22 protein-coding genes are annotated in these 24,024 nt (G+C 66.8%); 13 read left to right on the forward strand and 9 right to left on the reverse strand.

Annotated elements, in window-relative coordinates; all coding sequences use genetic code 11:
* Positions 1 to 4 precede the first annotated feature (4 nt).
* Both GO606_RS11640 and GO606_RS11645 read right to left on the reverse strand, forming a co-directional pair.
* Positions 5 to 679 (reverse strand): DUF3306 domain-containing protein, encoded by a 675-nt coding sequence (locus tag GO606_RS11640; RefSeq protein WP_169116911.1) that lies wholly within the window; start codon positions 677 to 679, stop codon positions 5 to 7.
* Positions 676 to 1,143 carry a DUF3305 domain-containing protein gene (locus GO606_RS11645; protein ID WP_169116910.1) on the reverse strand — a complete coding sequence of 156 codons (468 nt, stop codon included), beginning with the start codon at positions 1,141 to 1,143 and terminating at the stop codon, positions 676 to 678. The genes GO606_RS11640 and GO606_RS11645 overlap by 4 nt, the downstream gene beginning before the upstream one ends.
* 148 nt (positions 1,144 to 1,291) lie before the next feature.
* Here GO606_RS11645 and GO606_RS11650 point away from each other — a divergent pair, with 148 nt between their 5' ends.
* Genes GO606_RS11650 through GO606_RS11660 form a run of 3 tightly spaced genes read left to right on the forward strand, consistent with a single transcriptional unit; the run spans position 1,292 to position 3,620 of the window.
* Positions 1,292 to 2,131 (forward strand): formate dehydrogenase accessory sulfurtransferase FdhD, encoded by an 840-nt coding sequence (locus GO606_RS11650; RefSeq protein WP_169116909.1) that lies wholly within the window; start codon positions 1,292 to 1,294, stop codon positions 2,129 to 2,131.
* Positions 2,128 to 2,715 carry a molybdenum cofactor guanylyltransferase MobA gene (gene mobA / locus GO606_RS11655; protein WP_169116908.1) on the forward strand — a complete coding sequence of 196 codons (588 nt, stop codon included), beginning with the start codon at positions 2,128 to 2,130 and terminating at the stop codon, positions 2,713 to 2,715. The genes GO606_RS11650 and mobA overlap by 4 nt, the downstream gene beginning before the upstream one ends.
* The gene (locus GO606_RS11660; RefSeq protein WP_169116907.1) at positions 2,712 to 3,620 is read left to right on the forward strand and encodes a helix-turn-helix transcriptional regulator; all 909 of its coding nucleotides are present in this window, start codon (positions 2,712 to 2,714) and stop codon (positions 3,618 to 3,620) included. Before mobA ends, GO606_RS11660 begins: the two co-directional genes overlap by 4 nt.
* Here the strand turns inward: GO606_RS11660 and mobB are convergent.
* The 5 genes from mobB to def all read right to left on the reverse strand — a co-directional run bounded on the left by mobB (position 3,589) and on the right by def (position 8,076).
* Positions 3,589 to 4,116 carry a molybdopterin-guanine dinucleotide biosynthesis protein B gene (mobB, locus tag GO606_RS11665; protein ID WP_169116906.1) on the reverse strand — a complete coding sequence of 176 codons (528 nt, stop codon included), beginning with the start codon at positions 4,114 to 4,116 and terminating at the stop codon, positions 3,589 to 3,591. The two genes, GO606_RS11660 and mobB, sit on opposite strands and share 32 nt — an antisense overlap.
* Before the next feature lie 13 nt (positions 4,117 to 4,129).
* On the reverse strand, positions 4,130 to 5,521 hold the full coding sequence (locus GO606_RS11670) for a sigma-54-dependent transcriptional regulator (RefSeq protein WP_169116905.1): 1,392 nt from the start codon (positions 5,519 to 5,521) through the stop codon (positions 4,130 to 4,132).
* A 189-nt stretch (positions 5,522 to 5,710) separates the two neighbouring features.
* Positions 5,711 to 6,553, reverse strand: a complete 843-nt coding sequence (gene htpX, locus GO606_RS11675) for a zinc metalloprotease HtpX (RefSeq protein WP_169116904.1) — start codon at positions 6,551 to 6,553, stop codon at positions 5,711 to 5,713.
* A gap of 72 nt (positions 6,554 to 6,625) precedes the next feature.
* On the reverse strand, positions 6,626 to 7,576 hold the full coding sequence (gene fmt, locus GO606_RS11680; RefSeq protein WP_169116903.1) for a methionyl-tRNA formyltransferase: 951 nt from the start codon (positions 7,574 to 7,576) through the stop codon (positions 6,626 to 6,628).
* On the reverse strand, positions 7,573 to 8,076 hold the full coding sequence (def, locus tag GO606_RS11685) for a peptide deformylase (protein WP_169116902.1): 504 nt from the start codon (positions 8,074 to 8,076) through the stop codon (positions 7,573 to 7,575). Before def ends, fmt begins: the two co-directional genes overlap by 4 nt.
* A 163-nt stretch (positions 8,077 to 8,239) precedes the next feature.
* Between def and GO606_RS11690 the strand changes: the two genes are divergently transcribed.
* From GO606_RS11690 to GO606_RS11705, 4 genes are all read left to right on the forward strand, one after another.
* Entirely contained in the window at positions 8,240 to 9,274 is a 1,035-nt protein-coding gene (locus tag GO606_RS11690) for a LysM peptidoglycan-binding domain-containing protein (RefSeq protein WP_169116901.1), read from the forward strand.
* A gap of 2 nt (positions 9,275 to 9,276) precedes the next feature.
* A complete protein-coding gene (dprA, locus tag GO606_RS11695; RefSeq protein WP_169116900.1) occupies positions 9,277 to 10,449 on the forward strand; it encodes a DNA-processing protein DprA in 1,173 nt (390 codons plus the stop codon).
* A gap of 18 nt (positions 10,450 to 10,467) precedes the next feature.
* The gene (locus GO606_RS11700; protein ID WP_169116899.1) at positions 10,468 to 10,932 is read left to right on the forward strand and encodes a Smg family protein; all 465 of its coding nucleotides are present in this window, start codon (positions 10,468 to 10,470) and stop codon (positions 10,930 to 10,932) included.
* A 108-nt stretch (positions 10,933 to 11,040) separates the two neighbouring features.
* The gene (locus tag GO606_RS11705; RefSeq protein ID WP_169116898.1) at positions 11,041 to 13,614 is read left to right on the forward strand and encodes a DNA topoisomerase III; all 2,574 of its coding nucleotides are present in this window, start codon (positions 11,041 to 11,043) and stop codon (positions 13,612 to 13,614) included.
* A 34-nt stretch (positions 13,615 to 13,648) separates the two neighbouring features.
* On the opposite strand, the gene prpR is transcribed toward GO606_RS11705, so the two are convergent.
* Positions 13,649 to 15,616: a propionate catabolism operon regulatory protein PrpR gene (gene prpR / locus GO606_RS11710; RefSeq protein WP_211166450.1), complete on the reverse strand. Its 1,968-nt coding sequence runs from the start codon at positions 15,614 to 15,616 to the stop codon at positions 13,649 to 13,651.
* Positions 15,617 to 15,647: 31 nt separating this feature from the next.
* On the reverse strand, positions 15,648 to 15,953 hold the full coding sequence (locus GO606_RS11715) for a hypothetical protein (protein WP_246979515.1): 306 nt from the start codon (positions 15,951 to 15,953) through the stop codon (positions 15,648 to 15,650).
* Here GO606_RS11715 and prpB point away from each other — a divergent pair.
* The 6 genes from prpB to GO606_RS11745 all read left to right on the forward strand — a co-directional run bounded on the left by prpB (position 15,952) and on the right by GO606_RS11745 (position 23,982).
* Positions 15,952 to 16,842 carry a methylisocitrate lyase gene (gene prpB / locus GO606_RS11720; protein WP_169116896.1) on the forward strand — a complete coding sequence of 297 codons (891 nt, stop codon included), beginning with the start codon at positions 15,952 to 15,954 and terminating at the stop codon, positions 16,840 to 16,842. The genes GO606_RS11715 and prpB overlap by 2 nt on opposite strands.
* The gene (locus tag GO606_RS11725) at positions 16,839 to 17,081 is read left to right on the forward strand and encodes a hypothetical protein (RefSeq protein ID WP_169116895.1); all 243 of its coding nucleotides are present in this window, start codon (positions 16,839 to 16,841) and stop codon (positions 17,079 to 17,081) included. The genes prpB and GO606_RS11725 overlap by 4 nt, the downstream gene beginning before the upstream one ends.
* Positions 17,078 to 18,235, forward strand: coding sequence for a bifunctional 2-methylcitrate synthase/citrate synthase (gene prpC, locus GO606_RS11730; protein WP_169116894.1), 1,158 nt, complete (start codon positions 17,078 to 17,080; stop codon positions 18,233 to 18,235). The genes GO606_RS11725 and prpC overlap by 4 nt, the downstream gene beginning before the upstream one ends.
* A 12-nt stretch (positions 18,236 to 18,247) precedes the next feature.
* Positions 18,248 to 19,690: a bifunctional 2-methylcitrate dehydratase/aconitate hydratase gene (locus GO606_RS11735; protein ID WP_169116893.1), complete on the forward strand. Its 1,443-nt coding sequence runs from the start codon at positions 18,248 to 18,250 to the stop codon at positions 19,688 to 19,690.
* Positions 19,691 to 19,752: 62 nt separating this feature from the next.
* The gene (locus GO606_RS11740) at positions 19,753 to 21,660 is read left to right on the forward strand and encodes a propionate--CoA ligase (RefSeq protein ID WP_425532208.1); all 1,908 of its coding nucleotides are present in this window, start codon (positions 19,753 to 19,755) and stop codon (positions 21,658 to 21,660) included.
* Between the two features lie 39 nt (positions 21,661 to 21,699).
* Positions 21,700 to 23,982, forward strand: a complete 2,283-nt coding sequence (locus GO606_RS11745; RefSeq protein ID WP_169116892.1) for an NADP-dependent malic enzyme — start codon at positions 21,700 to 21,702, stop codon at positions 23,980 to 23,982.
* The last annotated feature ends 42 nt before the right edge of the window (positions 23,983 to 24,024 follow it).

Raw genomic sequence — 24,024 nt, forward strand, 5'->3', positions numbered from 1 at the left:
CGGTTCAGCGACCGGCGCAGGCGCTGCCGGTATCGCCCTCCGCACTTGCCGGGTTGCGGCTCGCGCCCGCACACCCTTCGGGGGGACGCGGGCCATCGGCAGAAGCGGGCGGCGCGGCGTCTGCCCCGGTTCCGCCCTCGGCATCGGCCGCAACCCCCGCCCCGGCATCAGGATCGGGCTCCGCAGCGCCTGGGCCGGGGACCGGCGCAGCAGGCCGCCCGTCCTCGTCCTGCTCGTCGCCGAAAAAAGTCCGGAACTGCCGCAGTCGTTTCATCACGTCCGGCGGAATCGGATCGGCAGCCGAATAGTCGCCGATATACGTATCGAGGCCGTCCATGCGATTGAAGTGAGGATCGCTGAAGAGCTTGCGCAATGCCGCGCGGCGCAGCGGCTCGCCGACTTCCTTCTTCAGGAAACCGGTGAAATCGGCGTCGAGGTCGAGCGTGTCGATCGGCGGCAGCAACGCTGCGGCGGCCGGATCGACCACTGGCGCGTCTGCGCCACGCGCCACTCCCGGCTGGGGCTCGCCGGCTTCGGCACGAAGACTGGCGTCGGCCGGCGTTGCGGTTTCCCCGCCCGGCGCGATCTCGTCAGGCGCGCCTGCGGCCGACGCCGACGCGTCGTCGCCGCGGCGCTTGAGCCGCGACCAGCGTTCGAGAAAGCGCGCCGGCGTCGTCATGGCTGTTCGCGATCCTGCGCGAGCGGATCGTTGCGCCGGATCTTCTTGCGCGGCGCAGGCTCGTAGTGGCGGTTCACGAACGCGCCGACCCAGTCGGCAATCTCGCGCGACATCGGCACGCCATCGACCTGCTCGCCGGAGTCGAGCAGCCGCGCCGCTTCGCCGTAGCTCGCGGTGACCGTTGCCGGCCGCGCGACGCCGCCTTCCAGGCGCCACATCACGAACACTTTCGGCACCGGAGAGCTGAGATTGAGGAAATAGTTGGCGGCTTCGTCGCGGAACAGTTCGAGCGCGAAGCCGCCGACGCGGAACTGGTCGCGGTCGGTTTCGGCGACGATCTGCCGCATCGCCGGCTGCGCATCGTCGAAAGCCGGCACGACGCCGACGGCTTCCCAGGCCTCGTCGACCCAGCGGTTGTCGAGGCGGCGGCGCTCGATGATCACGGCGATCGGAAAGCGGTCCATGGTCCTGCTCCGGCGGGGCGCGATGCCGCACAGCATACGTGAGCGGCGGCGCCCGGAAAATCGGCGCCGCGCGATCGCGGCTCCCGCTTGCGGCGAGGCGCCGCGTTGAGACTAGAATGGGATTTTCCCGTGCGACCTTGCGCCTTCGATGAGCAGCTCTCCCGCTAACGCCACGCGTCGTCCGACTCTCAGCCACGCCAGCCGGCCGCTGACGGTCACGATCCCGGCCCGCAACGAGGCCGGCGACGTCGTGCCGACGCCGATTGCCGGCGAATACCCGTTGACGCTGTATGTCGACCGCCGCGAGATCGTCACGCTGATGACGCTCGGCGCCGCACCCGAAGCGCTCGCGATCGGCTGGCTGCGCAACCAGCGGCTCGTCGACAGCCTCGACGACATCGCCTCGGTGCAGGTCGACTGGGAAACCGACGCGGTCGCGGTGACGACGCGCTCCGGGATCAAGGATGCCGACGAGCGCCTCGGCAGCCGCACGGTGACGACCGGCTGCGGCCAGGGGACGGTATTCGGCGGCCTGATGGACGAAATCGACACGATCCATCTGCCCCCTGACCGCCGCCTGTCGCAGGCAACGCTGTACGCGCTGATGGAAGCGGTGCGCCACCACGAGTCGGTCTACAAGCAGGCGGGCGCCGTGCACGGCTGCGCGCTCGCCGCGGGCGAAGGCGACGGCTGCGGGATCCTGATGTTCGTCGAGGACGTCGGCCGCCACAACGCGGTCGACGCGATCGCCGGCCGGATGTGGCTCGAAGGGCTCGACGGCAGCGACAAGATCTTCTACACGACCGGCCGGTTGACGTCGGAGATGGTCATCAAGACCGCGCAGATGGGCATCCCGTTTCTCGTCTCGCGCTCGGGCCTCACGCAGATGGGCTGGGAGATCGCGCGGCGCATCGGCCTGACGATGATCGGTCGCGCGCAGGGCCGGCATTACCTGCTGTTCACCGGCGCGGAGCGCTTCACGCGATGAGCGCGCCGCGCGAGAAAATCACCGGCGTCGTGCTCGCCGGCGGACAGGGCCGGCGCATGGGCGGCGTCGACAAGGGACTCGTCGCGCTACGCGGCCGGCCGATGGTCGACTGGGTGCTCGAACGGCTGCGTCCGCAGGTCGACGAGCTGATCATCAACGCGAACCAGAACGCCGAGCGCTATGCCGCCTTCGGTCACCCGGTGTTTGCCGACGACATCGGCGGCTTCGTCGGCCCGCTCGCCGGGCTGCACGCGGGGCTCGCGCGCGCGCAGCATCCGCTCGTCGCGACCGCCCCGTGCGATTCGCCGTTCCTGTCGGCCGACCTCGTCGCGCGGCTGCACGCCGGGCTCGCCGACGCCGATGCCGAGCTCGCCGTCGCGCGCACTTTCGACCAGCCGCACCCGGTGTTCTGCCTGTGCCGACGCGACCTGCTGGCGCATCTGGAAGCCTACCTCGCCGGCGGCGGCCGCAAGGTCGACGCGTGGTATGCGACGCTGAAAGTCGTCGAAGTGCGCTTCGACGACGAGGAAGACGCGTTTCGCAACATCAACACGCGGGGCGAGCTGCAAAGCTTCGACCGATGAGCGCGACCGACAGCGGCGCGGCCCTCGAAAGCCCGTGCCTGACGGCGAAGCAGGCTGCGGCCTATCTGCACCTGAACGAGAAGAAACTCTACGAGCTCGCCAACAGCCGCGAGATTCCGGCGGCGCGCATCGGCGGCAAATGGCTGTTCCCGCGCCAGCTCCTCGACGACTGGCTGCTCGAACAGGCGCACGGAGGCCTGTTCACCGACCGCCTGCTGATCGCCGGCAGCGACGACCCGCTGCTTGCCGCAGCGGTCGATGCCCTCGCCCCGGACCTCGGCGCACAGGCGCTGGTCGCCTACAGCGCGACCGGGACGCTGCCGGGCGTCGAGCAGCTCGCACGGCGGCGCGTCGAGCTGAGCCTGCTGCACTGGGGCGACGCGCAGCACAGCCTTGCGCAGCACGCGACGCTGCTGCGCGGCTACCCCGGCCACGCGCGCTGGACGCTCGTGCGCCTCGCGTTGCGCGAACAGGGCGTGCTGCTGCGCCCGAGCTTCGCGGGCCAGCCGCTCGAGAGGCTCGCAGGGCAGGAGGTGCGCTGGGCGATGCGCCGGGCAGGATCGGGCTCGCAGCACTTCCTTGCTTCGGCGCTGACCGACCGCGGCCTTCGCGCCGAAGACTGCAACGCGGTCACGACCGCGCGCAGCGAACGGGATGCGGTGGCGCTGCTGGCGCGCGATGAGGCCGATTGCGCCCCCGGCAGCCGCGCTGCCGCCACCGAGGCCGGGCTCGCGTTCCTCGCGCTCGGCTGGGCAGCGCTTGACGTCGCCTTACCCAGGGAAGTGTTTTTCCGTCATCTGTTCCAGCAGTTGCTCGCGAGGCTCGGCGCGCCGGACCTGCGCCATCTCGCCGCGCGGCTCGGCGGCTACGACCTCACGTCCCTGGGGCACGTGCTGCCGCTGTAAAGGCGTTTGCGAAGGCGTAAGCGACGATGAAATCGGCAACGGCCTGCGGATCGTTGAGGTCGAGGCGCGGCAGGGCCGTGTCGAGGTCGACATCGGTGGCGATCGCGACGATGTGCGGATCGTGCGGAAACAGCAGCGGTTCGCCGACTTCGGCGCGATAGACCTCGATCTTCGGCACCACGGCGTGCTTGAAACCCTCGACGAGCACGAGGTCACAGTCGGAAAGCTTGCCGAGCAGTGCGTCGAGCGGCAGCTCCGGCTCGTCGCGCAGCTCGCGCATCAGCGACCAGCGCCGCGCGGAACTCACGAGCACTTCGCGGCAGCCGGCACGGCGGTGGCGCCACGAGTCCTTGCCCACATGGTCGATGTCGAAGCGGTGATGCGCATGCTTGATCAGCGACACCGCGAGCCCGCGCGCATCGAGCACGGCGATGACGCGCTCGATCAGCGACGTCTTGCCGCTGCCGGACCAGCCGGCGAATCCGATCACTTTCATGCGCGCGGTCCTTTCAGGTCAGCGATTCGTCCCACTCGGCGCACTTGCGCTCCAGCGTCTTGCGCGAAACGCCGAGCCGGCGTGCCGCTTCGGACTTGTTCCCGCCACACGCTTCGAGCATGCGCAGGATATGGCGCTTCTCGACTTCGCCGAGCGACAGGTCACCGCCGACCGGCAGCGCATCGCCGCGCAGGTTCGGCGCCTCCGGCGGAAATGTGCCGAGGATCAGCGAACGTTCGACGAAGTTGCGCAATTCGCGCACGTTGCCCGGCCAACGGTACTGTGCCAGCCGCGCGAGCAGCGCCTCCGGGACCGCGAGCGCCGGGACCGCGAGCTGCATCGTCAGCAGGTCCATGAAGTGATGGAGCAGGTCCGGGATGTCTTCGGCGCGTTCGCGCAGCGGCGGGATCAGGATATCGACGACCGCGAGACGGAAATACAGGTCCTCGCGGAAGCGGCCGGCCGCGACCTCGGTGGCCAGGTCGCGATTCGACGCGGCGATGATGCGCACATCGACCGGCACCTCGCGCTCCGACCCGACCGGCCGCAGGCGGCGCTCCTCGAGCACGCGCAGCAGCCGCGTCTGCAGCGCCAGCGGCAGCTCGCCGATCTCGTCGAGGAACAGCGTGCCGCCGTGGGCATAATGGAACAGCCCGTTGCGGCTCTCGGTGGCGCCGGTAAAAGCTCCCCGGATGTGGCCGAAGAGCTCGCTCTCGATCAGCTCCGAGGCGATCGCGGCGCAATTCACCGGCACGAACGGCCGCCGCGCCCGCGGACTCATCTCGTGCAGCGCGCGCGCTGCCACTTCCTTGCCGGTGCCGGACTCGCCCAGCAGCAGCACCGTGCTCGCTGTCTGCGCGACGCGGCGCAGTACCTCACGCAGCTGCTGCATCGCGTCCGAACGACCCACCAGGCCGTTGCTGACCTCGCCGCCCAAGCCGGCAAGCTCGCGCCGCAGCACGAAGTTCTCGCGGGCGAGGTGAGCGCGCTGAAAGCAGTTCCTGACCGAATTGAGGATCTGCTCGACGCGGAACGGCTTGAGGAGGAAATCCGAGGCGCCGCCGCGCAGCGCGGCGATCGCGGTATCGAGGTCGGCGAACGCGGCGACCAGGATCGCGTCGCCCGTGAAACCGTGTTCGCGCAATTCGTGCAGCCACGCGAGGCCCGATTTGCCCGGCAGCGCGATGTCGAGGATCAGCAGGTCGAAGTGCAGCCGCGCCATCAGGCGCGCCGCCTGCTCGGCGTCGCGCGCGACCTCGACGAGGCCGCAGCGCGGACGCAGCGCCCGCTCCAGGAAGCCACGCGTGCCCTCGTCGTCATCGACGACGAGGATCGAATGGGCCTGCCAGTTGAATTCCGCGGCTCTCGCCGGCTCGAGCGCCGGCTCGGCGTGGTCGCGCTGCATCCTGCCTCCCGGTAGCAGGCGGCTGCCAAATGCGGCGGCCTCTACCCTTCAATCAGTAACGGATGATACTCGACGATGCCGGACAGGCGACGCGTCCGGACGATCCGCCGCCCGCCGGGCGCACGGTCCGGAACATGCGTTTGCCCTCGGGGGAGCCGGTGGATCGAGTTTTACGGGCGGAGTCCGGGCTCAGGCGCGGACCATGCTGCGCAGGCGCGCGATGCGCTCCTGGGTCGACGGGTGCGTCGAGAACAGGCCGCGCAGGCCGCCGCCGGACAGCGGATTGACGATCATCATCTGCGCGGTTTCGGGGTGCGCCTCGGCGGCGTGCATCGGGATGCCTTTCGAGTAGGCCTCCATTTTCGCCAGCGCATCGGCGAGCGCGTCCGGGTCGCCCGAGATCGCCGCGCCGCCGCTGTCCGCGCCGAACTCGCGGGTGCGCGAGATCGCCATCTGGATCACCATCGCCGCCAGCGGCGCGAGGATCATCACCAGGATCTGCAGCACCGGATTGGGCCGGTCCTCGTCGCGGCCGCCGAAGAACATGCCGAACTGCGCGAGCATCGAGATCGCACCGGCGACGGTCGCCGAGATCGTCGAAATCAGGATGTCGCGGTTTTTCACGTGTGCGAGCTCGTGCGCCATCACGCCGCGCAGCTCGCGCTCGGACAGCATGCGCATGATGCCGCTTGTCGCCGCGACGGCGGCGTTCTCCGGGTTGCGGCCGGTCGCGAACGCGTTCGGCTGCGCCTCGTCGATGATGTAGACCTTCGGCATCGGCAGCTGGGCGCGGAACGCGAGTTCGCGGACCATGTTGTAGAGATACGGCGAGGTGGTCTCGTCGACCTGGCGCGCCTTGTACATCCTGAGCACCATCTTGTCCGAGAACCAGTAGGCCCACACGTTCATCGCGCCGCCGAACAGCAGTGCCATCAGCATGCCCTGCCGGCCACCGATCATCGCACCGACGGCGCCGAACAGCGCGACGATGCCCGCCATGAGGATCGAGGTCTTGAGCCAGTTGCCGAACATGTTCCGTTTTCCTTCCTTGGACGTTGCAGGGGACTTGCCCCTTCAGGTGGGGGCGGCTGCCGCAATATTCAATCAGCGCACCGCGCCGTCGAAGCGCTCGCCTGCAGTGACCGGGAATCCGCGCAGAAATTCCCCGGCAGCCAGGCGCCGGCTGCCCGGTTTCTGCAATTCCGCCAGGCGCACGGCCTGCGTCCCGCACGCGACCACGACACCGTCGGCATCCGCCGCGAGCACGGTGCCGGGTTCCCCGTGCCCGGCAACGGGTTCGGCGGACCAGATCTTGAGCGGCACCTGCCGCAGGCTTGCGACCGCGCCCGGGAACGGGTTGAACGCACGCACGGCGCGGGCGACCGACGACGCGTCGCGCTGCCAGTCGATCACGGCTTCGGCCTTGCCGATCTTGCCGGCGTAGGTCGCGCCTTCGGCCGGTTGCGGCGTCGCGACGAGCTCGCCCGACGGCAGGCGGCGCAGCGCTTCGACGATCATCTGCGCGCCGAGCGCGGCCAGCCGGTCGTGCAGCGCGCCGGTGGTGTCCGCCGGACCGATCGGCACGGCGCGCTTCATCAGCATCGGCCCGGTGTCGAGCCCCTCGTCCATCTGCATGATGGTGATGCCGGTTTCGGTGTCGCCGGCTTCGATCGCGCGGTGGATCGGCGCGGCCCCGCGCCAGCGCGGCAGCAGCGAGGCGTGGATGTTCACGCAGCCGAGCCGCGGCAGGTCGAGCACCGCCCGCGGCAGGATCAGGCCGTACGCTGCCACCACCAGCACGTCGGGCGCGCAGGCGGCAAGCGTCGCGCGCTGCGCCTCGCCGCGCAGGCTGGCAGGCTGGTCCACGGCGATGCCGCGGGCGAGCGCCAGCTGCTTGACGGGACTTGGGCTGAGCTTCATGCCACGCCCGGCCGGCCGGTCGGGCTGGGTCAGCACCAGCGGGACCTCGAAGCCTGCGGCAAGAATCGCTTCCAGCGCCGCCGCGGCGAACTCCGGCGTGCCGGCGAACGCGACCCTCGGGGGGGCGGCCGTCACGCCGTGATCCGCGCTTTCTTTGCGAGCCGCGCCTTGATCCGCGCGAGTTTGAGCGGCGAAAGGTATTCGACGAAGACGCGGCCATCGAGGTGGTCGATCTCGTGCTGGATGCACACCGCGAGCAGGCCTTCGGCCTCGAGCTCGAACGGTTCGCCACGCTCGTCGAGCGCGCGGACTTTGACCCGCTCGGCGCGCGTCACTTTCTCGTAGACGCCCGGCACCGAGAGACAGCCTTCCTCGCACGTCTGCTCGCCGGATTTCTCGAGGATTTCGGGGTTGATGAAAGCGCGCAGCGTCGACCTGTCCTCGCTGACGTCGATCACGACGACCCGCTTGTGCACGTCGACCTGCGTCGCCGCAAGACCGACGCCGGGCGCCTCGTACATTGTTTCGGCCATGTCCCTGACGAGCTGGCGGATCGAATCGTCGACCACGGCGACCGGCGCGGCGCGCTTGTGCAGCCGCGGATCGGGATAACGGAGAATTGGAAGTAGAGCCATGGATGCTTGCCGGGTTAATTCATTACGTGCAGAATTTCAAGTGCTTTGGCATGCTCGTCCGCGCGCCGTGGCATTTGAAATCAAGACCGCGGATTGGACCTTCGACCGGCCGCTGGCGTTCCGGTAGCGCAGGAATCCGGTCTGCTCTAATCGGAAACGAGCAATGATCCGCATTATATTCCCTCTGCTGTTCGGCATTGCGACCCTTCTGAGCGTGCCCGCAGTCGCCGACCAGGCGACGCTCGCGGACGATGCCCCCGACAGCTACACGGTCGTCCGCGGCGATACGCTGTGGGACATTTCCGGTCGTTTCCTCAGGCAGCCGTGGCGCTGGCCCGAAGTGTGGCGCCTCAACCGCGACCAGATCCGTAACCCGCACCTGATCTATCCGGGGCAGCTCATCGTGCTCGACCGCAGCGGCCCCTACCTGTCGATCGGGCGGCGGATCGGCGCGCCGCTCTATGAAAAGCGTTTCCCGCAGATCTATTCGGAAGAGGTCGACAGCGCGATCCCGAGCATCCCGATGCAGATCATCGAGCCTTTCCTGACGCGGCCGCTCGTCGTCGACGACGCGAAACTTGCCGGCGCGGGCACCGTCGTCGCCACCGAAACCAGCCGCGTCTTCATGGGCGCGGGCGACACCGTGTTCGCCAAGGACGTGACCGAAGGCAGCGACGTCTGGCAGGTATTCCGGCCCGCCCGCCCGCTCGTCGATCCGGTGACGAACGAGGTGCTCGGCCACGAGGCGATGTTCCTCGGCACCGCGCGCGTCACCGAGCACGGCACGCCGGCGACGCTGAGGCTGCTCTCGAGCGTCGAGGAGATCGGCGCCGGCGACCGCCTCGTCGTCAGCGAGCGGCCCGAGATTTTCTCTTTCATGCCGCATGCGCCCGACGCGGAAATCGAAGGGCGGCTGATCGGCATCTACCGCGGCGTGATCGAGACCGGACGCCATAACGTCGTCACCCTCAATATCGGCAGCCGCGCCGGGCTGGAGCGCGGGCACGTCCTCGCGTTGCACCGCGAGCGCGGCAGCGTCGTGTACAAGGACGACGAAGGCGGCAAGGAAACTTTCGATCTGCCGCAGCAGCGTTACGGCCTGGCCTTCGTCTTCCGCGTGTTCGACCGCGTCGCCTATGCGCTGGTGATGGATGCGGACGGCCCGGTGACGGTCGGCGACAGCGTGCGCAAACCCTGAGCGTGACGCCGATCGAGGACGAACTGGCCGGGTGGCTGCGGCTGACGCTGCGCCCCGGTGTCGGCGCCGAACGCCAGCGCGCGCTGCTGGCGGCGTTCGGACTGCCCGAGCAGATCTTCGCCGCCAGCCGCAGCGCCATCGCGTCCGTCGTCGGCGCCGAGGTCGCCGACCTGCTGCGCGCGCCGCCCGACAACGAGAAAGTCGACGCCGCGCTCGCGTGGGCCGCCGAACCCGGCAACCGCATCGTCACGCTCGCTGACCCGGAGTACCCGCGCGCGCTGCTCGATATCGCCGATCCGCCCGTCCTGCTGTATGTCAAGGGCGACCCGGCGCGGCTCTCCGGCCCCTCGCTCGCGATCGTCGGCGCGCGCTCGGCGACCGCACCCGGCATCAGCAATGCGGCCGCGTTCGCGAAGAGCCTCGCCGAAGCCGGCCTCACGATCGTCAGCGGCCTCGCGCTGGGCATCGACGCCGCGGCGCACCGCGGCGCGCTGGCCCATCCGGACGGCATCACCGTCGCGGTGATCGGCACCGGCGCCGATCGCGTCTATCCGGCACGCAACCAGGCGCTCGCCAGGCAGATCGCCGAACGCGGCGTGATCGTCAGCGAATACCCGCTCGGCACGCCAGCGCTGCCGTACAACTTCCCGCGCCGCAACCGCCTCATCGCCGGCCTGTCGCGCGGCGCGCTGGTCGTCGAGGCCGCGGTCGGCAGCGGCTCCCTGATCACCGCGCGGCTGGCGACCGAGAACGGCCGCGAAGTGTTCGCGATCCCGGGCTCGATCCATTCCCCGCTGGCACGCGGCTGCCACCGCCTGATCCGCGACGGTGCGAAGCTCGTCGAGACGGCCGCGGACGTGCTCGACGAGCTCAGCTGGGGCCTCCCGTCGAGCACCCGTGCGGCCGAACCGGACGCGCCGGCACGCCCGGCCCGCTCCGCGAGGACGCGCGAAACCCGGCCCGCCGATCCGCCGTTCGAGCCGCGAACGGCGCCTCCCGCGGCGTCCGCGGAAGAGCTCCGGGTGCTCGACACGCTCGGCCATGATGCGCTGGATATCGACACCCTCGCGGCCCGTTCCGGCTTGACGCTCGATGCGCTGTACGCCATTCTGCTTGCGCTGGAGCTCGAAGGGCACGTGACCCGCTTGCCGGGAGGCCGGTTCCAGCGCCTTTGATTCCCTCGTGTGCCAAACATGTTCGACATCCTTGTCTACCTCTTCGAGAACTACCTCCACGCCGCAGCGTGCCCCGAATCCGAGCAGCTGGCGCGCAAGCTCTCCGCGGCGGGCTTCGAGGAGGACGAAATCACCGAAGCGCTCGACTGGCTTTCCGGTCTGCGCGCGGTCGCCGTGTCGCCGCTGGCGAGGGTTCCGCAACCAGACTCGATCCGCCTCTACGCCGCCGAAGAACAGGCGAAGCTCGACGCCAGCTGCCGCGGCTTTCTCGCGTTTCTCGAAAACGCCGGCGCGCTCGATCCGCAGACCCGCGAACTGATCATCGAACGCACGATGGCGCTCGGCGGCTTCAACATGAACCTGCACCGTTTCAAGCTCATCGTGCTGATGGTCCTGTGGCAGCAGGAGCAACCGCTCGACAGCCTGATCCTCGACGAACTGCTGACCGACGAAGCGGAAGAACTCGCCCCGGTCCTGCAGTAAAGCCTCCGGCCGGCGCTTGCAACTGCCGCAGCGGCGTGCTTATCATGCGCCGCTCGATAACCCTCAACCGAAAACGCTCCGGCGATTTTCGAAGGCAGCCCTACCGGCATGAGCAAGCAACTGATCATCGCGGAAAAACCCTCCGTCGCGCAGGACATCGCCCGCGCGCTCGGCGGTTTCACGAAGGAAAAGGACTACTTCGAGTCGGACGAGTACGTGCTTTCGTCGGCCGTCGGCCACCTTCTCGAGCTGGTCGTGCCGGAGGAGTACGAAGTCAAGCGCGGCAAATGGACGTTCGCGCACCTGCCGGTGATCCCGCCGCGCTTCGCGCTGAAGCCGATCGAGAAGACCGATGACCGCCTCAAGCTGCTGACCCGCCTGATCAAGCGCAAGGACGTCACCGGGCTCATCAACGCCTGTGACGCGGGGCGCGAAGGCGAGCTGATCTTCAGCTTCATCGTGCAGCACGCGAAGACCGACAAGCCGGTATCGCGGCTGTGGCTGCAGTCGATGACCGCAGGCGCGATCCGCGACGGTTTTGCCCAGCTGCGTTCGGCGCAGGAAGTCGAAGGCCTGCGCTCGGCGGCGGTGTGCCGCGCCGAGAGCGACTGGCTGATCGGCATCAACGGCACGCGCGCGATGACCGCGTTCAACTCGAAGACCGGCGGCTTTCACCTGACCACCGTTGGCCGCGTGCAGACGCCGACGCTGGCGATCGTCGTGGAACGCGAAGAGAAGATCCGCCGCTTCAAGCCGCGCGACTACTGGGAGCTCGAAGCGACGTTCGGCTGCAAGGCCGGCCGCTATGCCGGGCGCTGGTTCGACGAAGGTTTCCGCAAACCCGAAGGCGACGAACACGCGACCGCGTTCCGGCTGTGGGACCGCGCCCGCGCCGACGCCATCAAGGCGAAGTGCGACGGCAAGCCGGGCATCGTCAGCGAGGAATCGAAGCCGTCGACGCAGCTGTCGCCGCTGCTGTTCGACCTCACGAGCCTGCAGCGCGAAGCCAACGGCCGCTTCGGCTTCTCGGCGCGCGTGACGCTGCAGATCGCGCAGGCGCTGTACGAAAAGCACAAGGCGCTGACTTATCCGCGAACCGATGCGCGCGCGTTGCCGGAGGACTACGTCGGCACCGTCAAGGACGTGCTGCACGCGCTGCCCGACGACTACGCGCCGTTCGCCGGCGAAATCATGAAGCAGGGCTGGGTCAGGCCGAACAAGCGCATCTTCAACAACGCGAAGATCTCCGACCACTTCGCGATCATTCCGACCGGCACGGTGCCGAAAAGCCTGTCGGAAGCCGAACAGAAGATCTACGACCTCGTCACCCGGCGCTTCCTCGCGGTGTTCTACCCGGCCGCGGAATACCGCATCACGACCCGTATCACGCGCGTCGAGAACGAAGCTTTCAAGACCGAAGGCAAAGTGCTCGTGAACCCCGGCTGGCTCGCGGTGTACGGCAAGGAAGCGGCGAAGGTCGACGACGAGGGCGGCGCACAGCTCGTCGCCGTCGAACAGAACGAACGCGTTGCGACCGAGGACATCCTCGTCAAGGCGCTGGTGACGAAGCCGCCCGCGCGCTACAACGAAGCGACGCTGCTGTCCGCGATGGAAGGCGCCGGCAAGATGGTCGACGACGAGGAACTGCGCGCCGCAATGGGCGAGCGGGGCCTCGGCACACCGGCGACGCGCGCGCAGATCATCGAAGGGCTGATCGCCGAGCAGTACCTGCACCGCGAAGGCCGCGAGCTGATCCCGAGCGCAAAGGCCTTTTCGCTGATCACGCTGCTGAAAGGCCTCGACGTGTCGGCGCTGACGTCACCGGAACTCACCGGCGAATGGGAGCACAAGCTCGCGCAGATGGAGCGCGGCCAGCTGTCGCGGCCCGAATTCATGCGCGAGATCGCCGAGATGGCGCGCGAGATGGTCGAGCGCGCGAAGCGCTACGAATCCGACACCGTGCCGGGCGACTTCGCGACGCTGTCGGCGCCGTGCCCGAAATGCGGCGGCGTCGTCAGGGAAAACTACAAGAAGTTCGCGTGCCAGTCCTGCGACTGGAGCGCGTGGAAGATCGTCGCCGGCCGCCAGTTCGAGATCGACGAGATCGAGACGCTGCTGCGCGAACGGCGCGTCGGACCGCTGACCGGCTTTCGCAGCAAGATGGGGCGGCTGTTCAACGCCGAGATCCGCCTCAACGACGAGCAGCAGCCCGAGTTCGATTTCGGCCAGCCGAAGGACGACGGCGAAGGCGCCGAACCGGTCGATTTTTCCGCGCAGGAGCCGCTCGGCCCATGCCCAAAGTGCGGCGCGCGCGTGTTCGAGCACGGCATGGCATATGTCTGCGAGAAGTCCGTCGGGCCGGAAAAGTCCTGCGATTTCCGCTCCGGCAAGATCATCCTGCAGCAACCGGTCGAGCGCGAGCAGATGGTGAAGCTGCTCGCGGACGGACGCACCGATCTGCTCAAGGGATTCGTGTCGACGCGCACGCGGCGCAAGTTCTCGGCTTTCCTCGTGCGCGGCGGCGACGGCAAGGTCGGCTTCGAATTCGAAGCGAAGACGCCGAAAGCGGGTGCCGCGAAAGGCAAGGCGGCAGCGGTCGCGGATGAGGAAAAATCGGCCGCCGGGAGCGCGACGGCGAAACCCGCGCGCGTCGCGGCGCGCAAGCGCAGCAGTGCCGGTTAGTTAATTCGGCGAGCGAAGTCCACGAAGATGGGGCTCAGCGCTGTTGCTTCCCGGTCTCTGCGTCGCCCCCCAGCATCTTCAGCTTGCGCCACAGCGTTGTTCGGCCAATGCCAAGACGGCGGCACGCTTCGACCTGGTTGCCGCCGCATTCCTCGATAGTCTTGAGGATATGCGTCAATTCGGCGTTGCGGCTGGTCGAACGCAACCCCTGCGGCCCGGCCGGCGCTTCGCCGGCAGCGGCATCCTCGACGAACAACTCGGGCACGATCAGCCTCATTTCCAACGGATCCGGCGACTCGTTCTGGCCGAGATCACCGCAAAAGACCGCAACGCGCTCGATGACGCTTTCCATTTCACGCACGTTGCCAGGCCAATCGTGAGAACGCAAGAGCGGCAGCAGCGGCTCCAGTACATGCTGGGGTGACCCCTGTAACCCCAGCCGCCGCCAGGCATTGTCGAGCAGACAGGCGGCAATCGTGATCAAGTCGTCCTGGCGCTCGCGCAACGGCGGCAATTCGATCTGCAGGATATTGAGGCGATAGAAGAGATCCTCGCGGAAATCGCCTTGCTTGACGCAATCGCGCAGATTGCGGTTGGTCGATGCGATGACGCGGACGTCGATGGGCGTGGGGTCGATGCTGCCCAGGCGCAGCACCTCCTTTTCCTGCAGCACCCGCAACAATCGAGTCTGCAGAGTCACCGACAGTTCGCCGATTTCGTCAAGCAGGATGGTTCCCAGGTGCGCCAGTTCGAAAAGCCCTGTTTTGCCTCCTTTGCGGGAGCCGGTGAAGGCGCCTTCTTCATAGCCGAACAGTTCCACTTCCAGCAGCGTTTCCGGAAAAGCCGCGCAGTTGAGGGCGACGAAGGGGCGTCCACGGCGTCGGCTGGCGTTGTGGATGCCCTGGGCAAGAATTTCTTTTCCGGTTCCGCTCTCGCCGGTAATCAGCACCGTCGCATCGGTTCTCGCGTACTTCTCCGCCAAGGCCCTGGCGCGGCTGATGGACAGGGAGTTCCCAAGGAGATGCGAAAGCTTGTACTTGGCGATGAAATGGCGCGGCCGGTAATGCATGCGCAGATTGCGGTCGACGCGCTCGATGGCGGCCGAATCCTGTACCGTCAGCACCGCCCCGGTCTGAATTCCCTGCTCGGTGACCGGTATGCGGTTGGCAACGACAGTATGTGTGCCGATGATTTCGATCCCTTCGAGTTCGGCGATGCCCTTTTGCAGCGTGCGCCGAAGCGAGAGTTCGGGAGCAATTTCGCTCAACGGGCGTCCGACCGCCATTCCGGTGTCGATCCCCAGGAGCCGCTCCATCGCCGGATTGATCGACTGGATGCGCTCGGCCATGTCCACCGCCACGACCCCCTCGTTCAGATGGAGCAGGATGGTGTTGAGGCGAGCCCGGCGCGCCTCCTCGATGTGTCCGGCCTGGACGAGTCCGATCGCTTCGTCCAGCGCTTCGCGCACCGATCCCTGCGAATAGAGGAACACCCCGCGGATCCCGGCCTTTTCGGCGAGCTCGGTAACCATTCCCGGACCGGCGATCACTTCGATGCCTTCGTTAACGAGGTCTTGCACGAGTTCTTCCGCATCTTCGATGGTGAGATAGGAACGCTGTTCGATCGGCAGGTTGAAGAGGTGCTTGAATTGCTCCAGTTCGGGCGTGATCGTCTCGTGGGTGACGATCGCGATCCGGTCGGAAATCTTGCGGGCGCGAATCAGGGCGCCCAGCATGTCGAAGCCCGTGACCCGCACCAGCATGACCGGCACGCTGAGGTGCTGGCGCAGATAGGCGCCGTTCGACCCGGCGGCGACCACAACATCGACGTCCTCGGTTTTCATGCGCTGGCGTAATTCCTGCACCGCTTCATCGAAGCCCCGCTCGATCAACTGGATATTCGCCACGGGCGCATAGGTTGGAATGATGGCGTGAAACAGTTGCTTGAGGCGGCTGATGCTGACCGCCCAGATAACGGGTTTGCGGTCGGCTTCGCGGTTCAATCTCGTCATGACTCCCCCTTTGCATTGCAGTTCATGATACGCCCAGCGTTTCGCCGGTGGAACGCGCGTTTCGAGAACGAAAACCGGTTTCCTGCTCACAGCGTCCGTGGCAATCCGCACGTTTCCCTGTGTTTTGTTTCAATTCAATATCTTGCACTTTTCCCCGGCGCCCCGCCCAAGCGTGGCACAGGACTTGCAGTAAGTGGCTAGCGAGATCAGGAGGGAAAGTGTTCCAAATACGGCTTCGTGGCTGCGGCGCCTGCGCCTCCAAATGCCCCTGCAGCGCCATCAAGATGGTTCCCAAGACGATTTGATCTGGCTGAGAGAACACACCCATGCTTAACCGACTGCTTTCACCCGGTATGCGCTTCCGCGTGGCTGTAGAAAAAGAGAAGCCGCTCCAGGTAGTGGGCGCGATCAATGCCTTGCACGCGAAGATGGCGCAGCGCGTGGGGTACCGAGCGATCTACCTGTCCGGCGGCGGCGTGGCCGCTGGTGCCCTGGGTTTGCCCGATCTCGGCATTTCCACGCCTGAGGACGTGATGATCGAAGTCCGTCGCATCACGGACGTCTGCGATCTGCCGCTGCTGGTCGATGCCGACACCGGCTTTGGTACGGCATTGAACATCACGCGCACGGTCCGGTCGCTCATCAAGTCCGGTGCCGCGGCCTGCCACCTCGAGGACCAGGTACAGGCGAAGCGTTGCGGGCACCGCCCCGGCAAGACTATCGTCAGTTGCGAGGAAATGGTGGACCGCCTCAAGGCAGCGGTGGATGCTCGCACCGACCCTGACTTTGTCATCATCGCGCGCACAGACGCCCTGGCGGTCGAAGGCGTCGAGGCGGCGATCGACCGCGCTTGCGCCTTCGTCGAGGCTGGCGCCGACATGATCTTCCCCGAGGCGGCGACAGAACTGGAAACGTACCGCCGTTTCGCCGAAGCGGTGAAGGTCCCCGTGCTCGCCAACATCACCGAGTTCGGCTCGACTCCGCTCTACACTACCGAAGAGCTTGCCGATGCCGGCGTGCGGCTGGCGATTTATCCGCTCTCCGCCTTTCGCGCCATGAACCAGGCCGCACTGAGGGTCTACGAAACCATTCGGCGTGAAGGCGGGCAACAGAGCGTTGTGCCGATGATGCAGACGCGCAACGAACTCTACGAGTTGCTCGACTACCACACGTATGAAACCCGGCTTGATGCGCTCTTCGCAAAGGAGCACTCATGAGCTCGTCGACCGACTGCGCAGGCATCGCGCACCTTCTGGTCGCGGTGGCCATCGGCCTGGCGGTATCTCCCCTGCAGGCCTTTCGCGCCATGAGCGAGGCTGCGGTCGACGCGCTCGAAACGGGGCGCGGCGAAAGGACGCCCTCCGAGGTCGGCAACGCCACGCGGACTTGCGCTCGCGTCTACGACTTCAGCGCCTATCGCCGACCGACGACCGGGACCGGAGGGGGAGTGGCATGAACGACGCAACGCACGCGCCGGCCGCCAGGGCCAAGAAGTCGGTGGCTCTGTCCGGAGTCCCGGCGGCCAGCACCGCGATCTGTGCCGTCGGGCGCGCGGGCAGCGATCTGCGCTACCGCGGCTACGACGCCATTCAACTCGCCGAGCAGGCGAGCTTCGAAGAGGTCGCGTATCTGTTGATTCACGAGAAGCTGCCGACGCCGGCCGAACTCGGTCTCTACAGGAGCAGGCTGAGGACGCTGCGGGCGCTGCCCGAGGCGCTCAGGCTGATCCTCGAGCGCATTCCGGCCTCGGCCCATCCCATGGACGTGCTGCGTACGGGCTGCTCGGCGCTCGGTACCGTGCTACCGGAATCCCGCGACCATGATATTTCCGGTGCGCGCGACATCGCCGACCGCCTGATCGCCTCCTTCGGCTCGATGCTTCTGTATTGGTACCACTGGAGCCACAACGGCCATCGCATCGAGACGGAATCCGACGACGATTCGATCGCAGGGCATTTCCTGCGCCTGCTGCACGGCACGGAACCGCCCGAGTTGCACACCCGCGGCCTGGACCGGTCGCTCAGTTTGTACGCCGAGCATGAGCTCACCGCGTCCACCTTCGCCGCCCGGACGATCGCCGGCACAGGCTCGGATCTGTACTCGGCCGTCACCGGCGCCATCGGCGCACTGCGTGGGCCTAGGCACGGCGGCGCCAACGAGGCGGCTTCCGAAATCCAGCTCCGCTACCACACTACCGAACAGGCCGAGGCCGACATCCGCCGCAGGATCGCAGGCAACGAAATCGTCGCCGGGTTCGGCCATCCGGTCTACACCGTCTGCGATCCGAGGCACGAGGTCATCAAGGCCATCGCGTGGCGCCTGAGCGAAGACCACGGCAACCGCCTGCTTTTCGACGTCGCGGACGTCATCGAGTCGGTGATGTGGCAGGAGAAAAAGATGTTTGCCAACGTCGACTGGTTCTGTGCGGTGGCTTATCACCGTCTCGGCGTACCCACGCCGATGTTCACACCGCTCTTTGTCATTTCGCGCACCGCCGGCTGGGCGGCTCACATCATCGAGCAGCGGCAAGGCGGCAAGATCATCCGGCCATCCGCCGTCTACGTCGGCCCGGAACACCGGGCTTTCGTGCCCCTCGCCCGCAGGCGCTGAACGGGGTTGAAAATGACCAACGACACCACCTCGATCCGCCCCCGGCCCGACCCGGTTCTGGCCGACATTGCCGACTACGTGCTGGATTACCGGATCGAGTCCCGGGAAGCCTTCGATACGGCCCGCCTTTGCCTGGCCGACGCTCTCGGCTGTGCCATGGACGCGCTGTACTACGCTGCCTGCACGAAGTTGCTGGGACCCATTGTCCCCGGTACCGTCGTACCCGACGGCGCCAGGGTTCCCGGGACCTCGTTCCAGCTCGACCCGGTGCAGGCCGCGTTCAACCTCGGCACGATGATCCGCTGGCTGGACTTCAACGACTGTTGGCTCGCAGCCGAATGGGGCCACCCTTCCGACAACCTCGGCGGGATCCTCGCGACGGCAGACTGGTTGTCGCGCCGGCGCGTTGCCGTGGACCTGCGGCCGCTGCCGATGCGCACGGTTCTCGAAGCCATGATCAAGGCCTACGAAATCCAGGGTGTGCTTGCGCTCGAGAACGCCTTCAATCGTGTGGGTCTCGACCATGTCGCGCTGGTCAAGGTCGCCTCCACCGCCGTGTGTGCCTGGCTGATGGACGGCTCGCGCGAAGAGATCATCAATGCGGCATCCCAGGCCTTCGTGGACGGCCAGGCCTTGCGCACCTACCGCCAGGCACCGAATACCGGCTCGCGCAAGTCCTGGGCGGCGGGTGATGCGACATCGCGCGCGGTGTTCCTGGCAATGCTTTCCCTGAAGGGCGAGATGGGCTACCCGTCGGCGCTGAGCGCGAAGACCTGGGGCTTCTACGACGTGCATTTCCACGGTCAGCCGTTCAGATTTCAGCGGCCCTATGGCAGCTACGTCATCGAGAATATCTTGTTCAAGGTCGCTTTCCCGGCCGAATTTCACGCCCAGACGGCGGTGGAGTGCGCGATGAAGCTGCACCCGCAGGTGGGCGGGCGCATCGGCGAGATCGAGCGCGTTGTCATCCGCACGCAGGAATCGGCGTTGCGCATCATCGACAAGCAGGGACCGCTCGCCAACCCCGCCGACCGCGATCACTGCCTCCAGTACATCGTCGCGGTAACGCTGCTTTTCGGCCGCCTGGCCGCCTTCGATTACGAGGACGACGTCGCCGCCGATCCGCGCATCGATGCCCTGCGTGCCTGCATGCGATGCGTCGAGGAGCCGCGTTTCTCCCGCGACTACCTCGACCCGGAGCGGCGCTCCATCGCCAACGCCGTTCAGGTCTTCTTCAAGGACGGCACGCAAACCGAGGAGATCGTCGTGGAGTACCCGATCGGTCATCGCCGTCGCCGCGCCGAGGCGGTTCCGCTGTTGATCGAAAAGTTCCGGCGCAACCTCGCGCGAAGATTCCCGGAGCGGCAACAGCGGGCAATCGTCGAGGCCAATCAGGATCCGGCGAGGCTCGATCGCATGCCCGTCCACGAGTATGTCGATCTTTACGTGATGTGATTTTTTCCGCCCCGGATCGAGCCATGGCATGTCCCGGGGCGCGTTTTTGCCGTTGGGAGGGAATGATGGGAACCAAATACCAGGAAGTACATCGCCGCTCGGTCGAGCAACCGCAGGCATTCTGGGCGGAGCAGGCCGGCTTGATCCACTGGAACAAAACATTCCAGGAGGTGCTCGACTACTCCCGTCCGCCATTTGCCAAGTGGTTCGTCGGCGGCGAGACCAACCTCTGCTACAACGCGGTCGACCGCCATCTGGAGGAGCGTGCCGACCAGAATGCGCTGATCTACATCTCCACGGAAACGCGCGAGTACAAGACCTACACGTTCAACGATTTGCACATCGAAGTGCAGCGCATGGCGGCAGTGCTGCAGAGCCTGGGCGTCGGCAAGGGCGACCGCGTGCTGATCTACATGCCGATGATCCCGCAGGCGATCTTCGCGATGCTGGCGATGGTGCGCCTCGGCGCCATCCATTCGGTGGTGTTCGGCGGCTTCGCCGCCCATTCGCTCGCGACCCGCATCGACGACGCGCAGCCCAAGGTGATGATCACGGCCGATGCCGGCATGCGCAACGGCAAGCCGGTTCCCTACAAGCATCTGGTCGACGAAGCACTGCGCCTGGCGCAAACGCCGCCGGAAAAGGTCGTCATCGTCAACCGCGGCCTGGACAAGGACATGCCGATCACCGCCGGGCGCGACCTCGACTACGCGCGCCTGCGGGCCGAGCACACGAACGCCGTGGTGCCCGTGACCTGGGTGGAGTCCAGCCACCCCTCGTACATCCTGTATACCTCCGGCACGACGGGCAAGCCCAAGGGCGTGCAGCGCGACACCGGCGGCTACGCGGTGGCGCTGGCTGCGTCGATGAAGTACATCTACTGCGGCGAGCCCGGTGAAACGTTCTTCTCCACCTCGGACATCGGCTGGGTCGTCGGCCATTCCTACATCGTGTACGGCCCCTTGCTCAACGGCATGGCCACCGTGGTCTACGAGGGCATGCCGACGCGCCCGAACGCAGGGATATGGTGGAAGATCGTCCAGGATTACAAGGTGAGCGTCATGTTCTCGGCCCCCACCGCGATCCGGGTCCTGAAAAAGCAGGATCCGGCCTTCCTCAAGCAATACGACATCAGCTCGCTCAAGCACGTGTTCCTTGCCGGCGAGCCGCTGGACGAGACGACCGCGCGCTGGATCGAGGGCGAACTCGGCGTGCCGATCTACGATCACTTCTGGCAGACCGAGACCGGCTGGGCGATTCTCGCCGGACAGCCGGGCATCGAGAAGATGCCGACCAAGCCGGGCTCGCCGTCGTTCCCGGCCTACGGCTACAACGTCAAGCTGCTGCAGGAGGACGGCGAGGAAATCACGGCCGCCAATGAAAAGGGCGTCGTCGCGATCATCCCGCCGCTGCCGCCCGGCTGTCTGTCCACCGTGTGGGGACAGGACGAGCGCTTCGTCGAGACCTATTTCACCGGCTTCAAGGACAAGCTGATCTACTCGACCTTCGACTGGGGCATCCGCGATGAAGACGGCTATTACTTCATCCTCGGCCGCACCGATGATGTGATCAACGTCGCCGGCCATCGCCTCGGCACCCGCGAGATCGAGGAGGCGATCAGCAGCCACGACGCCATTGCCGAGGTTGCCGTGGTCGGCGTCGCCGACGCACTCAAAGGGCAAATGCCATTGGCCTTTGCCGTGGTGAAGGACGCTGCCAGCGTCGCCACGCCGGAGCTATGCGCGGCGCTGGAGAAAGAAGTCATGGGCATCGTCGATGGCAGCCTGGGCGCCATTGCGCGGCCGAGCCGCGTCTGCTTCGTCGGGCAACTGCCGAAGACACGCTCCGGCAAGGTATTGCGCCGCTCGATCCAGGCCCTCGCCGAGGGGCGCGACCCCGGCGATCTCACCACACTGGACGACGTCGTCGGCGTCGAACAGGTCAAGGCCGTGCTCGCCGCCGCCAAATGAACGACGGGCGTCCGGCCGCAACAAGGGAAGGAAAATCAAATGGCTGAAAATCTGCGCGAAGCCGCGCTCGAATACCACCGCACGCCCACCGCCGGAAAGATTTCGGTGACGCCGACCAAGGCCATGGCGACGCAGCGGGACCTGGCCCTGGCCTACTCGCCCGGCGTCGCCGACGCCTGCGACGCGATCGTCGAGGATCCGCGCGAAGCCTTCAACCTCACCGCCCGCGGCAATCTCGTCGCCGTGGTCACCAACGGCACGGCGGTGCTGGGGCTGGGCAACATCGGCCCGCTCGCCGGCAAGCCGGTGATGGAAGGCAAGGGCTGTCTGTTCAAGAAGTTTGCCGGCATCGACGTGTTCGACATCGAGCTCGACGAGAACGACCCCGACGAGCTGGTGAAGATCATCGCCAGCCTGGAACCCACCTTCGGCGGCATCAACCTCGAAGACATCAAGGCGCCCGAATGCTTCTATATCGAGCGCAAGCTGCGCGAGCGGATGAAGATCCCGGTGTTCCACGACGACCAGCACGGCACGGCCATCGTCGCGGCCGCCGCTGTGCTGAATGGCCTGAAGCTGGTCGACAAGGACATCGGCCAGGTCAAGCTGGTGTGCTCCGGTGCGGGCGCCGCCGCACTCGCCTGCCTGGACCTGCTGGTCAGCCTCGGCATGTCGGTGGAGAACATCCTGGTCGCCGACAGCAAGGGGATCGTGCATACCGACCGCCCTGAGGCGATGGAGCCGAACAAGAAGCGCTACGCGAAAACCACCGCCGCGCGCACCCTGGCCGACGCCATGCCGGGGGCCGACATCTTCCTCGGGCTTTCGGCGGGCGGCGTGCTCAAGCCGGAGATGGTGCAGCAGATGGCGCGCGACCCGCTGATCCTGGCGATGGCCAACCCCACGCCCGAAATCAGGCCGGAGGACGCGAAGGCGGTGCGGCCGGACGCGATCATCGGCACCGGTCGCTCCGACTACCCGAACCAGGTCAACAACGTCCTGTGCTTCCCCTTCATCTTCCGCGGAGCCCTCGACGTGGGCGCCACCACGATCAACGAGGAGATGAAGCTGGCGACCGTGCGCGCGATCGCCGCGCTCGCGCACGCCGAAATTCCCGACGCCGTGGCGAGCGCCTACGGCGGCGAGGGGCTGCGCTTCGGTCCGGAGTATCTGCTGCCGACGCCCTTCGATCCGCGGCTGATCGAAAAGGTTTGTCCGGCGGTGGCCAAGGCCGCGATGGACAGCGGTGTCGCCACGCGGCCGATCGCGGATCTGGATGCCTATTGTCAACAGCTGCGCCGCCGCGTCTACCAGTCCGGCACCAGCATGCATCCGGTCTTCGAGGCGGCAAAAAAGGCGCCGAAGCGGGTGATCTATGCGGAGGGCGAGGAAGAGCGTGTGCTGCGCGCGGTGCAGGTGGTCGTCGACGAAGGGATCGCCCGCCCCATCCTGATCGGCCGGGCCGAGGTGATCGCCGCCCGCATCGAGAGCTTCGGCCTGCGCCTGAAGCACGGCGAGAACTACGAGTGCGTCAATGTCCTCGACGACCCCCGCTACCGCGAGCTGTGGACCGAGTACTACAGCCTGGTCAAGCGCAAGGGGGTGACCCGCGCCCTGGCCAAGGAAGCGATGCGCACCCGCACCACCCTGATCGGCGCCATGCTGGTAAGGCGCGGCGATGCCGACGCGATGCTGTGCGGGACCTATGGATCGTATGACGATCACCTGAAATATGTGCGCGAAGCCATCGGCCACCGGGCCGGCGTCGACACGCTGGCGGCACTCCAGATGTTGATGCTGCCCGGACGCCAGCTCTTCATTTGCGATACGCATGTCAACCTCGACCCCAGCGTCGGGCAGATTGCGGAAATGACCCTCCTGGCAGCCGAAGAGGTACGCCGCTTCGGCCTGACGCCGAGCGTCGCCCTCTTGTCGCATTCGAGCTTCGGCAGCTCGGATGCAGCGTCGGCGCGGAAGATGCGCGACGCCCTGGCGCTGATCAGGGAGCGCGAACCCGGGCTGGCGGTGGAAGGCGAAATGCGTGGCGATTCAGCACTGTCGAAAACGCTGCTCGACGAGACCTTCCCCGACTCCGGCCTGGAGGCCGAGGCGAACCTGCTGGTCATGCCCAGCATGGATGCCGCCAACATCGCCTACAACCTGCTGCGGGTCGCGGCCGGCGGCGGCATCACGGTCGGCGGGATCCTGCTCGGGGCGGCCAAGCCGGTACATATCATGACCCCGTCGTCGACCGTGCGGCGCATCGTCAACATGACGGCCGTGGCCGTGGTCGATGCCGGCTCGGAGGCGAAGGGGAATTGAGGAAGGATCGAACGAGTCCGGCTGCGGCGTTCTCGGCAATAG

Origin of the sequence: Aromatoleum anaerobium (assembly GCF_012910705.2) — a bacterium.
GTDB lineage: Bacteria > Pseudomonadota > Gammaproteobacteria > Burkholderiales > Rhodocyclaceae > Aromatoleum > Aromatoleum anaerobium.

Coding starts and splice junctions, on each gene's coding strand:
- htpX (WP_169116904.1), bottom strand. CDS start 6,553: ATGTTCGGCAACTGGCTCAAGACCTCGATCCTCATGGCGGGCATCGTC.
- prpC (WP_169116894.1), top strand. CDS start 17,078: ATGAACGACGCAACGCACGCGCCGGCCGCCAGGGCCAAGAAGTCGGTG.
- GO606_RS11745 (WP_169116892.1), top strand. CDS start 21,700: ATGGCTGAAAATCTGCGCGAAGCCGCGCTCGAATACCACCGCACGCCC.
- GO606_RS11660 (WP_169116907.1), top strand. CDS start 2,712: ATGAGCGCGACCGACAGCGGCGCGGCCCTCGAAAGCCCGTGCCTGACG.
- mobA (WP_169116908.1), top strand. CDS start 2,128: ATGAGCGCGCCGCGCGAGAAAATCACCGGCGTCGTGCTCGCCGGCGGA.
- GO606_RS11715 (WP_246979515.1), bottom strand. CDS start 15,953: ATGGGTGTGTTCTCTCAGCCAGATCAAATCGTCTTGGGAACCATCTTG.
- def (WP_169116902.1), bottom strand. CDS start 8,076: ATGGCTCTACTTCCAATTCTCCGTTATCCCGATCCGCGGCTGCACAAG.
- GO606_RS11735 (WP_169116893.1), top strand. CDS start 18,248: ATGACCAACGACACCACCTCGATCCGCCCCCGGCCCGACCCGGTTCTG.
- mobB (WP_169116906.1), bottom strand. CDS start 4,116: ATGAAAGTGATCGGATTCGCCGGCTGGTCCGGCAGCGGCAAGACGTCG.
- GO606_RS11650 (WP_169116909.1), top strand. CDS start 1,292: ATGAGCAGCTCTCCCGCTAACGCCACGCGTCGTCCGACTCTCAGCCAC.
- GO606_RS11670 (WP_169116905.1), bottom strand. CDS start 5,521: ATGCAGCGCGACCACGCCGAGCCGGCGCTCGAGCCGGCGAGAGCCGCG.
- prpB (WP_169116896.1), top strand. CDS start 15,952: ATGCTTAACCGACTGCTTTCACCCGGTATGCGCTTCCGCGTGGCTGTA.
- GO606_RS11700 (WP_169116899.1), top strand. CDS start 10,468: ATGTTCGACATCCTTGTCTACCTCTTCGAGAACTACCTCCACGCCGCA.
- GO606_RS11740 (WP_425532208.1), top strand. CDS start 19,753: ATGATGGGAACCAAATACCAGGAAGTACATCGCCGCTCGGTCGAGCAA.
- GO606_RS11640 (WP_169116911.1), bottom strand. CDS start 679: ATGACGACGCCGGCGCGCTTTCTCGAACGCTGGTCGCGGCTCAAGCGC.
- GO606_RS11725 (WP_169116895.1), top strand. CDS start 16,839: ATGAGCTCGTCGACCGACTGCGCAGGCATCGCGCACCTTCTGGTCGCG.
- GO606_RS11705 (WP_169116898.1), top strand. CDS start 11,041: ATGAGCAAGCAACTGATCATCGCGGAAAAACCCTCCGTCGCGCAGGAC.
- GO606_RS11645 (WP_169116910.1), bottom strand. CDS start 1,143: ATGGACCGCTTTCCGATCGCCGTGATCATCGAGCGCCGCCGCCTCGAC.
- GO606_RS11690 (WP_169116901.1), top strand. CDS start 8,240: ATGATCCGCATTATATTCCCTCTGCTGTTCGGCATTGCGACCCTTCTG.